The 13,029-nt window shown below is 73.1% G+C and carries 6 protein-coding genes; 2 read left to right on the forward strand and 4 right to left on the reverse strand.

Features of this window, described 5'->3' with window-relative positions:
* The first annotated feature begins 79 nt into the window (after window positions 1-79).
* Entirely contained in the window at window positions 80-1,546 is a 1,467-nt protein-coding gene (locus DFP74_RS33015) for an FtsW/RodA/SpoVE family cell cycle protein (RefSeq protein ID WP_121187914.1), read from the forward strand.
* A gap of 43 nt (window positions 1,547-1,589) precedes the next feature.
* On the opposite strand, the gene DFP74_RS33020 is transcribed toward DFP74_RS33015, so the two are convergent.
* Window positions 1,590-2,363, reverse strand: a complete 774-nt coding sequence (locus tag DFP74_RS33020) for a MazG family protein (protein ID WP_121187915.1) — start codon at window positions 2,361-2,363, stop codon at window positions 1,590-1,592.
* Window positions 2,364-2,451: 88 nt separating this feature from the next.
* The gene (gene cysC, locus DFP74_RS33025; RefSeq protein ID WP_233571270.1) at window positions 2,452-4,032 is read right to left on the reverse strand and encodes an adenylyl-sulfate kinase; all 1,581 of its coding nucleotides are present in this window, start codon (window positions 4,030-4,032) and stop codon (window positions 2,452-2,454) included.
* 776 nt (window positions 4,033-4,808) lie between these two features.
* Between cysC and mfd the strand changes: the two genes are divergently transcribed.
* The gene (mfd, locus tag DFP74_RS33030) at window positions 4,809-8,414 is read left to right on the forward strand and encodes a transcription-repair coupling factor (RefSeq protein ID WP_121187916.1); all 3,606 of its coding nucleotides are present in this window, start codon (window positions 4,809-4,811) and stop codon (window positions 8,412-8,414) included.
* Window positions 8,415-8,654: 240 nt separating this feature from the next.
* Here mfd and lon read toward each other — a convergent pair whose 3' ends face one another.
* Window positions 8,655-11,060 carry an endopeptidase La gene (lon, locus tag DFP74_RS33035; protein WP_121187917.1) on the reverse strand — a complete coding sequence of 802 codons (2,406 nt, stop codon included), beginning with the start codon at window positions 11,058-11,060 and terminating at the stop codon, window positions 8,655-8,657.
* A 205-nt stretch (window positions 11,061-11,265) separates the two neighbouring features.
* Window positions 11,266-12,924 carry a DUF6350 family protein gene (locus DFP74_RS33040; RefSeq protein WP_121187918.1) on the reverse strand — a complete coding sequence of 553 codons (1,659 nt, stop codon included), beginning with the start codon at window positions 12,922-12,924 and terminating at the stop codon, window positions 11,266-11,268.
* Between the last annotated feature and the right edge of the window lie 105 nt (window positions 12,925-13,029).

Genomic DNA, 13,029 nt, shown 5'->3' on the forward strand with positions numbered 1-13,029 from the left:
TGATCTGCCCTCACGATGACCGGACCGGACCCCGGGCCCGGCGGCGGGTTCCTCAGGCGGACGGTGGGACGACAACGACATGGGCAGCGCGCGGAGCGATCCGGAGACCGCCGACGGCGCACTGGCACCGGTCCCCCAGCGCGGCTCCGAACTCCGACTGCTCATCGGCGCCCTCGTGGTCGTCGCGGCGGCCCTGGGCTCGGCGTCGCTGTCCGTGACCGGAGCCCTGGAGCCGTCCGTCGGCTGGTACCTCGCCGTCCTCGGCGGCGGCTCCGTCGCGCTCCACGTGCTGCTGCGCTTCCTCGCCCCTTACGCCGATCCCGTGGTCATGCCACTGGCCACGACGCTCACGGGCCTGGGCATCACCCTGATCTGGGCCCTGCAGATGACCCGGCCCGAGGACCCCGGGCACGGCGAGGCCGACCGGCAGCTCCTGTGGGCGGTCGTCGGGATGGTCCTGTGCGCGGCGTGCGTCGTCCTGGTCCGCCATCCCCGCCGACTGACCATGTACCCCTACCTCATCGCGGCCGGCGCCCTGTTCCTGCTCCTGCTCCCGCTCTCACCGTTCGGCCACGAGGTGCTGGGCGCGCGCCGCTGGATCCTCATCGGCCCCTTCTCCATGCAGCCCTCGGAGTTCGCCAAGGTGCTGCTGGTCATCTTCCTGGCCTCCTACCTCGAACGCCGGCGCGAGGTCATGCGAGTGGTCACGCGCACGATCCGGATCGGCCGGGTGAAGGTCTTCAGCGTGCCGCGCGCCCGGGACCTGGCCCCGATGGCGGTCGGCTGGGGCGTGGCGATCCTGCTGCTCGTGGGCACCCGCGACCTGGGCACGTCGCTGCTGCTGTTCGGCACGTTCCTGGCGATCCTGTACGCGGCCACGGCGCGCAAGTCGTGGGTCCTCATCGGACTGGTCGCGTTCTCGGCGGGGGCCTACGTGGCCTACCTGCTGTTCGACCACGTCCAGAACCGCGTGGAGATCTGGCTCAACGCCTTCGACCCCGAGGTCTACGGCCGCCCGGGCGGCAGCTTCCAGATCGTGGAGGGCATGTTCGCACTGGCCGAGGGCGCGATCCTGGGCACCGGCTTCGGCGACGGGTTCGTCCAGGAGATCTTCGCCGCCGACAGCGACCTCATCCTGGTGTCGGTGGGCGAGAAGTGGGGCATGACCGGGCTGTTCGCCGTCCTGGCCCTGCTGTTCCTGCTCGCCGAACGGGGGTTCCGGATCGCCCTGGGCGCCCGGGAGGCCTTCCTCAAACTGACCGCGCTGGGCTACGCGTTCCTCATCGCCTTCGACGTGTTCATCGTGCTGGGCGGCGCCACGCTCATCATCCCGCTCACCGGCATGACCACACCGTTCCTGTCGGCGGGCGGGTCGGCCCTGATGGCCAACTGGGTGGTCATCGGCCTCTGGCTGACGATCAGCCAGACCGCCCGCCGTCCCCGCGCCACCTTCAGCGAGGGGCAGGCCCCGGGCGACCCCGCCACCGAGGTCATCGACGTGCGCGATGTGGACCGCAGCGGTGGCGGAGCCGGCCGGAACGGCTGATCGGGACCGGCGCCGGCCGGGGCCGCAGGCGGGCGACCTGTGGTCACCCCTGTGCGGCGGCCCAGTAGGCGCGCCACTGCTCCTCGGAGAGCTCCCGCGGCTCGTGCCCCTCGGCCCGGGCCGCTTCCTCGGCCGCGCGCACCCGGGCGTCGAACCGACGCGCCGCCGACCGCAGGTCGGTCTCGGCGTCCCGCCCCTGGTCGCGCTCCGCGGCCACCGCGGCGAACAGCTCGCCGCCCTCGCCGCCGTCGTCGCCCACCAGGTCCGCGGGCACACCGTTGCGCACCGCGCGCTTTTGCAGCTCGTAGGCGAGCAGCACCGCGGGCTGGGCGAAGGGCACACCGTCCAGGACCGAGGTCACGCCGTCCCCGCCGTCGCGCCGGGCCTTGGCCGACCGCTCCGCGGCCTTGATCGCCTCCCAGTTCGACCACACCTCGTCGGTGCCCGACACCTCAGCCCCGCCGAACACGTGCGGGTGGCGGCGCGTCATCTTGTCGATGATGGCGTCGGCGACGTCGTCCACGGTGAAGTGGGCCGGATCGTCCCGCGGGCGCTCGGCGGCGATCGCCGCATGGAAGACGACCTGCAACAACACGTCGCCCAACTCGTCGCGCAGCAGCGCGACGTCGCCCTCCTCGATCGTCTCCAGCGTCTCGTAGGCCTCCTGGATGAGGTACTTGGCCAGGGACTCGTGGGTCTGGGAGCTGTCCCACGGGCACTCCCGCCGCAACGTCTCCATCACCTCGACCAGGCGCAGCATCCGGTGGCCCTGCGGCCGGTCCCCGTCGCGCTCGTCGGACGGTGGTGTCTGGGTCATCTGGCCTTCGCTTCCTGCTCGGGTGGTTCGTGGGCGCACACGCGTCGGCGCCGGGCGGGCCCTCGGACCCGTCCGGCGCGCTCCAGGCTCAGTGGTCCTGGTCGGGTAGCCAGCCGCCCTCGCGCAGGGCCGCCAGCACCTGGGCCACCGAGTCGGCCGGGTCCGACCCCACGGTGTCGACCACCAGGTCGGCGTCGACCGGCTCCTCGTAGGGGTCGGAGATGCCCGTGAACTCCGGGATCTCCCCCGCCCGCGCCTTGGCGTACAGGCCCTTGCGGTCGCGAGCCTCGCACACCTCCAGCGGGGTCGCCACGTGGACGAGGAAGAAGTCGCCGAACTCCTCCACCATGGCCCGCACCTCCGCGCGGCCCACCGCGTACGGGGCGATCGGCGCGCACACCGCCACACCGCCGTGCCGGGTGATCTCCGAGGCCACGTAGCCGATCCGGCGGATGTTGAGCTCGCGGTCCGCGCGGGAGAACGTCAGCCCGCTGGAGAGCATCCGGCGCACCACGTCGCCGTCGAGCAGCGTCACCGTCCGGCCCGCCCTGCGCACGCCGTCGCACACACCGCGCGCGATCGTGGACTTGCCCGACCCGGACAGGCCCGTGAACAGCAGCGTCAGCCCGCGCCGCGTGCGGGCCGGGCGCAACCGCGCCAGCTCCGCCCCCACGCGCGCCGGCGTGAACCAGGCGGGCAGCTCGCGCCCGTGCGCCAGCTCCGCGGCCAGCTCGGCGTCGGTCGGTTCAGCGCGCCGGAGCTCCTCGGCCACCTCGGCGGCCGGCCGCCACAGGCCCTCCCCGGTGTCGTAGGCCCACGGCTTGGGGTCCACGAACGGCAGCGGCGACGCGCTGCGCCCGGCCTCGGCCGCCGGCGTGCCCTGCGGGCCCGACTCGACCACCAGGTGGCTCGCCCCGTAGGCGGCGGCCACATGCGCGGCCAGCGCCACGTCCGGCGGGCTCCACCGGCCGCCCACCACGCCGTCCGTGCGCGCGGCGGCGCGCGGCAGCGTGCACACCAGGAACCGGGTCCGCGCGGGCAGCAGCGGCTCGGCCGCCAGGACCGCGGTGGCCAGCCCTTCGTCCTCCAGCCCGGCGTCGACCAGCACCAGCAGTTCGGCCCGGCCCAGCGCGTCGGCCTCGGCCCGGATCTGGTGCAGGGCGCGGTGGTGCAGCGGCCGGTCGGTGACCACGGCCAGCAGTGGACGGTCCGAGAAGGGGTCGAGTTCGCGCTGGCCCCGGACCTCGGCCGGCGACGTGCGGAGCTTGCGCAGCACCCCGTAGGTCGGCGGACGCAGCAGCGTCACGACACCGGCCAGGTGGTGCACCGGAGCCGCGCCGGCTCCCTCGCCCTCCTCCGACCACCGCTCCCCGACCGCCAGTTCGGCCAGCGGCGCGCCCTCGGGGTCGGTCAGCACGACCCGCTCGGCGTCGGCCAGCTCCGGCGGGACGTCCAGGGTGACCGGAACCGGCCACGCCCGCCCGTCGGGGAGGCGACCCTCGGCGCGCACCGAAGCGGCCTCGTCACGGGTCATGAACCCGGCCAGCGGATACGTGCCGTTGAGGATCAGCTCCAGGTGGGCCAGTCCGTCCGGGCCCGGGGCGAAGACCGGGGCATCCGACCGGGGCCGCGCACCCTCCGACACGCCTCCATGCCTGTTGGCACTCACCGCGCACGTCCTTCCTCTGTGGAGCCCGGGAAACGCACCTAGCGTATTCCCGCCCGTCACCCACCACCGGCCGCGGGTGCGCTTCGCGCCAGAGCGGCCCACCCTCAACCGACGCCTACGGCGCTGCGCCCACGCCCGTCACCCACCACCGGCCGCGGGTGCGCTTCGCGCCAGAGCGGCCCACCCTCAACCGACGCCTACGGCGCCCCACCCCCACCCTTCACCACGGGCCGAGGTGGCGCTTCGCGCCAGAGCGGCCCACCCTCAACCGACGCCTACGGCGCTGCGCCCACGCCCGTCACCCACCACCGGCCGCGGGTGCGCTTCGCGCCAGAGCGGCCCACCCTCAACCGACGCCTACGGCGCCCCACCCCCACCCTTCACCACGGGCCGAGGTGGCGCTTCGTGCAGAAGCGGCCCTCCCCCAACGGACGCCTCCGGCGCCCCACCCCCGCTGTGACCGACATCCGCCCCCGTGTCTGGAATACCCCCAGTTCAGAGCCGGTTGTACTGACGTTGTACCAGGTCGGTGCCGTTCGGCTCCGGCCCGGTCGGTTCGCGCGGGCGGGCAGGCGGTTCACGTCCCTTCGCCCGACCGTTCCCACCGGGCCGGAGGATCACGTCCTTCTTGCCGACTCCTTGCCGACACGAGCCCGACGAAATCGATAGTCTGAAGGGTGCCGGGCGGCCACTCCCGCAGCCGCCGCTCCATCGTGCAGGCCGCGACAGGCCGCGATCATCCGCCTGAATCGGACCACTCCCACTTTCTGGTGCTCATGAGCCTCATTGGACTTCTCGCCGACGTCGCCAAGGACCCGGCACTGCACAGCGCGATCGAGACCGCCCGCGGCGGCCGCGATCCCCATCTCGACCTCGTCGCCCCCGCGGCGCTACGCCCCTTCATGGTGGGGGCGCTCGCCGCCGACGCCCCGGTGGGAGCGAACCGCCCGGTCCTGGCGATCACCGCCACCGAAAGGGAGGCCGCCGACCTCACCGACGCCCTGGGCTCTCTGCTGCCCGCGGACTCCGTCGCGCTCTTCCCCGCTTGGGAGACCCTGCCGCACGAGCGGCTCTCACCCCGTTCCGACACCGTCGGCCAGCGGCTGGCGGTCCTGCGCCGCCTGGCCCACCCCGACCCCTCCGACCCCCTCACCACCCCGCTGCGGGTCGTCGTCGCGCCCGTGCGCAGCGTCCTGCAGCCCCTCGTGGGCGGACTCGGCGACCTGGAGCCCGTACGCATCCGCCCGGGCGACGACATCGCCCTGGAGGACGTCGTCTCCGCCCTGACCAACACCGGCTACGCCCGGGTGGACCTGGTCGAGAAGCGCGGCGACATGGCCGTGCGCGGCGGCATCCTGGACGTGTTCCCGCCCACGGAGGAGCACCCGCTCCGCCTGGAGTTCTGGGGCGACACCGTCGAGGACATGCGCTACTTCCAGGTCGCCGACCAGCGCTCCATCGCCGCCGACGAGGGCGGGGAGGGCCCGCGCACCAGTGCCGCCTCCGGCCTGTTCGCGCCGCCCTGCCGCGAACTCCTGCTCACCGACGCCGTCCGCGAGCGGGCCCGCGCGCTGGCCGAGGAGCACCCGTCCCTGGGCGAGGTGCTGCACAAGATCGCCGACGGCGTCTCGGTCGAGGGCATGGAGGCGTTCGCGCCCGTGCTCGCCGACCGCATGGAACCCTTTTTCACCTACCTGCCCCAGAACGCGCTCGTGGTGGGTTGCGACCCCGAGCGCATCCGCACCCGCGCCGTCGAACTGGAGGCGACCAGCGCCGAGTTCCTCGACGCCTCCTGGATCAACGCCGCCTCCGGTGGCGAGGCCCCCATCGACCTGGGCGAGTCCGCCTACATGTCGATCTCCGAACTGCGCTCCACCGCCACCGGGCTGGGACTGCCCTGGTGGGGCCTGACCCCCTTCAGCCCCGGCGACGAGGGTGCGCGCGGCGCCGGCGAGGAGGAGGACGCCGTCATGGTGGGCGCCGTGCCCGCCGACAGCTACCGCGGTGACACCGAACGGGCCCTGGCCGACGTCAAGAGCTGGCTGCACGACAACTGGAGCGTCGTGCTGGTCACCCAGGGGCACGGGCCGGCCGAACGGCTCGTGGCCATGCTCCGCGACGCCGGACTGGGCGCCTCCCTGGCCACCGACCTCGCCGAGCCGCCCGCGCCCGCCGTGGCCACGGTCACCACCGGCCTGGTCGACCACGGCTTCCTGCTGCGCTCGGTCCACACCGTGGTGCTCACCGAGACCGACCTGGTGGGACAGAAGTCCTCCACCCGCGACATGCGCCGGATGCCCAGCCGGCGCCGGGGCACCGTCGACCCCCTCCAGCTCAAGCCCGGCGACTACGTCGTCCACGAGCAGCACGGTGTGGGCCGCTACCTGGAGATGGTCAGCCGCCAGATCCAGGGCGCCACCCGCGAGTACCTGCTCATCGAGTACGCGCCCTCCAAGCGCGGCCAGCCCGGTGACCGGCTGTTCGTGCCCACCGAACAGCTCGGCGAGGTCACCCGGTACGTGGGCGGCGAGGCGCCGACCCTGTCCAAGATGGGCGGCGCCGAGTGGAGCAAGGCCAAGAGCCGTGCCCGCAAGGTCGTCCGGGAGATCGCCGGCGACCTCATCCGGTTGTACTCCGCACGCCAGGCCTCGCCCGGCCACGCGTTCGGTCCCGACACCCCGTGGCAGCGCGAACTGGAGGACGCCTTCCCCTACGTGGAGACGCCCGACCAGCTCGCGGCGATCGACGAGGTCAAGAAGGACATGGCCCGGTCGGTCCCGATGGACCGGCTGATCTGCGGCGACGTCGGCTACGGCAAGACCGAGGTGGCCGTGCGCGCGGCCTTCAAGGCGGTGCAGGACGGCAAGCAGGTCGCGCTCCTGGTGCCCACCACGCTCCTGGTGCAGCAGCACCTGTCCACCTTCACCGAGCGGTACGCGTCCTTCCCCGTCACGGTCAAGCCGATGTCGCGGTTCCAGACCGACGGCGAGGTGGAGTCCACCCGCGAAGGGCTGCGCAACGGCGAGATCGACGTCGTCATCGGCACGCACCGGCTGCTGTCGGCCGAGACCCGCTTCAAGGACCTGGGTCTGATCATCATCGACGAGGAGCAGCGCTTCGGGGTCGAGCACAAGGAGGCGCTCAAGCGGCTGCGCACCCAGGTCGACGTGCTCGCCATGTCCGCCACGCCCATCCCCCGCACGCTGGAGATGGGCCTGACCGGCATCCGCGAGATGACCACCATCCTCACGCCCCCGGAGGAGCGCCACCCGGTGCTCACGTTCGTGGGCCCCTACGAGGACAAGCAGATCACCGCGGCGATCCGGCGCGAGCTGATGCGCGAGGGACAGGTGTTCTTCGTGCACAACCGGGTGGCCTCGATCGACAAGGTCGCCGCCACCATCAAGCGCCTGGTCCCCGAGGCCCGGGTCGCCTACGCGCACGGCCAGATGAACGAGCAGCAGCTCGAACGGGTGATGGTCGACTTCTGGGAGAAGAACTTCGACGTCCTGGTCTCCACGACCATCGTCGAGTCCGGTCTGGACGTGCCCAACGCCAACACCCTCATCATCGACCGCGCCGACACCTACGGCCTGTCCCAGCTGCACCAGCTGCGCGGCCGGGTGGGGCGCGGCCGCGACCGCGCCTACGCGTACTTCCTCTACCCGCCGGAGAAGCCGCTCACCGAGACCGCCTACGAGCGGCTGGCCACGGTCGCCCAGCACACCGAGATGGGCGCGGGCATGTACGTGGCCATGAAGGACCTGGAGATCCGCGGCGCCGGCAACATCCTGGGCGCCGAGCAGTCCGGCACGATCGCCGGCGTGGGCTTCGACCTGTACGTGCGCATGGTCGGCGAGGCCGTGGCCGAGCTCAAGGGCGACCCGGAGGCCGCCGAGGAGGTCGAGACCAAGGTCGAGCTGCCGATCAACGCGCACATCCCGCACGACTACGTGCCCGGGGAGCGGCTGCGCCTGCAGGCCTACAAGCGGATCGCGAGCGTGACCTGCGAGGAGGACGTGCTGGCCGCCTACGAGGAGCTCAACGACCGGTTCGGGACGCCTCCCCAGCCGGTGGACAACCTCATGGCGGTGGCGCGCTTCCGAGTGCTGGCCAAGTCGGCCGGGCTGTCCGACGTGGTCATGCAGGGCAGCCAGATCCGGTTCGCCCCGGTGGAGCTGCGCGAGTCGCAGGAGCTGCGGCTGCGCCGGCTGTACCCCAAGTCGATCCGCAAGGAGGCGGCCAAGACGCTGCTGGTCCCCGTCCCCAAGGCCGGGGGCATGGGCGCCAAGCCGCTGCGCGACCTCGACCTGCTCAAGTGGTGCACGGACCTGGTCACCGCGATCTTCGAACCCGCGAAGAAGGCGGCGGCGAAGGGCTAGGCCGTGTTCTTCTGCGGGCTTTCGGGTGAGCTCGCGGCCGTCAGGCCGTCTCTCGCAAGACGATGGGCGAAGTTCAGCCTGGTGGTGCTGCACGAGCACAGAGGCGCAGCGAGAGGCGGTCCTGACGGCCGCGAGCCCGGAATGCCGCAAAGAACACGGCCCAGGCCCGGCGCAGGGACGACGAACGACGAACCGCCCCCGGCGGCCCACCTCGGGCCGCCGAGGGCGGTCACGTGCGGCTCAGGCCGCGGCGGAGACCCCCTCGGCCACGCGCTGGGCCGACTCCAGCGCCAGCTCCAAGACCTGGCGCACGTCGCCCACCGCGTGCACGGTCAGCTGACCCAGCACCTCCTCGGGCACGTCGTCCAGATCCGGCTCGTTGCGCTCGGGGATGAGCACCGTGGTGACCCCCGCCCGGTGCGCCGCCAGCAGCTTCTGCTTGACGCCGCCGATCGGCAGGACCCGGCCGGTCAGGGACACCTCTCCCGTCATGGCCACGTCGTGTCGCACCGCCCGGCCCGACAGCAGTGAGGCCAGTGCGGTCGTCATCGTCACGCCCGCGCTCGGACCGTCCTTGGGCACCGCGCCCGCCGGCACGTGCAGGTGGACGCCGCGCTCCTTCAGGTCGCCCACCGGCAGCTCCAGTTCGGCGCCCCGGGCCCGCAGGTAGGACAGGGCGATCTGCGCCGACTCGCGCATGACGTCGCCGAGCTGGCCGGTGATCGTCAGCCCGCTCGCGCCCGACTCCGGGTCGGCCAGCGACGCCTCGACGAACAGGACGTCGCCGCCGGCCCCCGTCACCGCCAGGCCGGTCGCCACACCCGGCACCGACGTACGGCTCGCCGTCTCCGGTGTGTGCCGGGGCCGCCCCAGGTAGCCGCTCAGGTCACCGGTGTCCACCCGCACCGGCGGAGACGCCTCGCCCAGGGCCGCCGCCGCGGCGATCTTGCGCAGGATGCGGGCGATGGTCCGCTCCAGCCCGCGCACACCCGCCTCACGGGTGTACTCCGCGGCGAGCGTGCGCAGGGCGTCGTCGGTGATCTCCACCTCCGGGTCGCCCTCGGTGGTGACCAGCCCCGCCCGCTCGACCTGCCGGCGCAGGAGGTGGTCCCGGCCGATCGCGACCTTCTCGTCCTCGGTGTAGCCGTCCAGCTCCACCAGTTCCATCCGGTCCAGCAGCGGCCCGGGGATGGTGTCCAGGGCGTTGGCGGTGGCCAGGAACACCACGTCCGACAGGTCGAGGTCGACCTCCAGGTAGTGGTCGCGGAACGTGTGGTTCTGAGCGGGGTCGAGCACCTCCAGCAGCGCCGCCGTCGGGTCGCCGCGGAAGTCGGAGCCCACCTTGTCGATCTCGTCCAGGAGCACGACCGGGTTCATCGACCCGGACTCCTTGATCGCGCGGACGATCCGGCCGGGAAGGGCGCCCACGTAGGTGCGCCGGTGCCCGCGGATCTCCGCCTCGTCGCGGACGCCGCCGAGCGCGACACGGGTGAAGTTGCGGCCCATCGCACGGGCCACCGACTCGCCCAGCGAGGTCTTGCCGACCCCGGGCGGGCCGACCAGCGCCAGCACGGCTCCGCTGCGGCGCCCGCCGATCACGCCCAGCCCCTGGTCCGCGCGTCGCTTGCGCACCGCCAGGTACTCGGTGATCCGCTCCTTGACGTCGTCCAGCCCGGTGTGGTCGGCGTCCAGGATCTCGCGCGCCCCGGCGATGTCGTAGGCGTCCTCGGTGCGCTCGTTCCAGGGCATGTCCAGGACGGTGTCCAGCCAGGTGCGGATCCACCCGGACTCGGGAGAGGAGTCCCCTGCCCTCTCCAGCTTGTCCACCTCGGCCAGCGCGGCCTTGCGGACGTGCTCGGGCAGGTCGGCCTCCTCCACCCGCACGCGGTAGTCCTCCTCCTCGCTGGAGGAGCGGCCGTCGAGCTCGTTGAGCTCCTTGCGGATGGCCTCCATCTGCCGCCGGAGCAGGAACTCGCGCTGCTGCTTCTCGACGCCCTCCTCGACGTCGCGGTCGATGGTCTCGGAGACGTCGAGCTCGGCGAGGTGCTCACGGGTCCACTCGCTGAGCAGGCGCAGGCGCTCCAGGACGTCGTAGGTCTCAAGGAGTTCGAGCTTGCGCTCGGCGGTCAGGAAGGGGGAGTAACCGCCCCGGTCCGCCAGCAGCCCGGGGTCGCTGACCTGTTGAACGCCGTCCAGCACCTGCCAGGCGCCGCGCTTGTGCAGGTAGCTGGTGAGCAGGGACTTGTACTCGCGGGCCGCCTCCTGGACGCGGCCCGGCTGGTCCTTGGGCGCGGTGTGGACGGTGGCCAGGACCCACAGGGCGGCGCCGGGTCCGGTGGTGCCGCTGCCGACCCGGGCGCGCGCGGTGCCGCGCAGCACGGCGGCGGGCTTGCCCTCGGGGGTGCGGCCCACCTGCTCGACCACGCCGACGGTGCCCACGGCGGCGTAGGAGCCGTCCACGCGCGGCACGATCAGGACCTCGGGCCCCTTCGCGGAGTCGCCGGAGCTGGCGACCGCCTGGGCGGCTTCCACGGCGGCGCGTACGTCGGAGTTGGACATGTCGACCGGCACGACCATGCCCGGGAGGACGACGTCGTCGTCGAGGGGCAGCACCGGGAAGGTCACGCTGGCGGAAGTCTCACTCATGAATCCTCCTAGTTGAGTCAATCAGACTCAATAAAAAGGAGCCGAGTTTTCTTCCCGCCCGGATGTTCGCCCACAGCGATCAGCCCGCGACCTGCGCCTCAGCCTTCAGCGTCGGGCAGCGGGGAGCGGAGCCGGGCCGCCCCTCCGGCCGCCCGCTCCCGGACGCGCCCATCGGGATCACCCGCCGGCCCCTTGCCGGTCTGGGTCAGTTCTTGGGGGCGTCGACCTCGTCCGGAGCCGCCTCGTACGTCACGCCGTACATCTCCTCCTCGTTGGCGTCCTTCCCCCGCCGCCACCAGCGCGGCTTCTCGCTCCTGGCCTCGCTCTTGGCCGCTGCTTTGGCCTCCCTCCGGGCGGCCCGCAGCTCCCGACGGGCCTGCGCCCGGGCCGCGCGCGCGGCGGCCCGGGCCGCCCGGGCCCGCTCGCGCTCACCGCGCGCCCGCACATGCCGCTCCGCGAGCGTCGGTTCGGCGGACTCGGGTTCGGCGGGCGCCTCGTCCTCCCGGGTCCGCAACGGCGTGACCGTGGCCAGCCCCTCGCCGACCGGGACGTCCGGGGGCAGATCGGCGACCGGACGCTCGGGCTCCGCGGCGGCCGGGCGCTCGGACTCCTCCTGAGCCGCCAGGCGCAGCCGGCGCGAGTACCACCAGTTGGCGATCCACGCCGCGATCGCCGCGGCCACCCCCACCTCCAGCGCGGCCACGAGACCGACCTGCCACGCCGAGGGGCCCACCTCGGTGAGCCGCTCCGCCCCGAGCGATCCGCCCGCCAGCTCCGCCAGCGCCGCGCACAGCATCCCGGTCGTCACACCGCACACGAACCCCCACAGCGGCGCGGCCTCCCGGACCACGTCCGGAGCACTGCGCTGGGTCAGCACGCCCCCGACCGCGCCCGCCACGAACGGCAGGGCCAACGACACCAGGGACATGGCCGGAGCCGCCCCGTTGTCCGGCAGGGCCGCGAGCATCGGGAACAGGGGCAGCTGGCCCACCGACACCCCCGTCGGGGCCACCACGGTCAGCTCCCCCACCGCGAACCCCGGACCGAGCGCGTAACAGACGGCGAAGACCACGGCGTTGGGCAGGTACGCGAGCTGGATGACGATCAGCAGCGCCCCGCCCACGATCCCCGGGGACAGCATGCGGGTGGTCTCCACGACCTCGGGCAGGCTCATCGCGAGCGCGACCACGAACAGCAGGAGTCCGCCGAGGAGAAGCCCGGACGTGGAGGCGAGCATGCCCACCAGCAGCGAACGCGACCGGGCCGGCATCAGCGCCAACAGGTCGCGCACGGGCACGCCCTTGTCCCGCATCAGCTGGCGCAGCGCGCCCAGGCCTCCCGCCAGGAAAGCGATCGCGAAGCCCATGACGAGCGCGCGCGGCATGCTCGGTTCGATGGCCTCGGTCCGGGCCACCAGCGCCAGCGTCCCCGCGATCGCCGCGTAGGGGCCCGCGATCGCCAGAGCGGCCCGGTACACGTGCCGCAGCCGGGCGATCTCGCACGCCCGGGCCAGCCAGCGTCCCGACCGGTACAGCAACAGTCCGGGGAGCAGGACCAGCCCCAGCGGGAGCAGCCCGATCTGGCCGTCCGGGATCGCGAAGGACACGTGGTGGCCCACCAGCCAGGCCAGGACGGCGCCCTGGAGGAGGTCGACGATCTCCTCGCCGAAGGTGTCGTGGGGCGCGGCCACCCACCCGATGATCGTCAGCGTGACGATCACGGCCAGTCCGCTGCCCGCCGCGGTCGCCGCGGCGATCCCCCCGGTCGCGTAGATCGGACGCGACCCGCCGGGGGCGCTGTCACTGGTGGGACGGGTCCGCTCCGGGGCGGGTCCGCGGTCGGGGGGAGATCCTGGCGTGCTCACCCGACTTATGCTGCCAGGCACCGGAATGCTCCGTGGTATCCCGGCCGCGCGTGTCGTCTCCCTGCGACCGGAACCGTCTCGCCGTGGCGCGCGTCCTACCATGGA

Source organism: Nocardiopsis sp. Huas11 (assembly GCF_003634495.1).
Taxonomy (GTDB): Bacteria; Actinomycetota; Actinomycetes; order Streptosporangiales; family Streptosporangiaceae; genus Nocardiopsis.

Excerpts from the sequence above, each read along its gene's own strand:
- mfd (WP_121187916.1), top strand. The coding sequence starts at position 4,809 with ATGAGCCTCATTGGACTTCTCGCCGACGTCGCCAAGGACCCGGCACTG.
- DFP74_RS33015 (WP_121187914.1), top strand. The coding sequence starts at position 80 with ATGGGCAGCGCGCGGAGCGATCCGGAGACCGCCGACGGCGCACTGGCA.
- DFP74_RS33020 (WP_121187915.1), bottom strand. The coding sequence starts at position 2,363 with ATGACCCAGACACCACCGTCCGACGAGCGCGACGGGGACCGGCCGCAG.
- lon (WP_121187917.1), bottom strand. The coding sequence starts at position 11,060 with ATGAGTGAGACTTCCGCCAGCGTGACCTTCCCGGTGCTGCCCCTCGAC.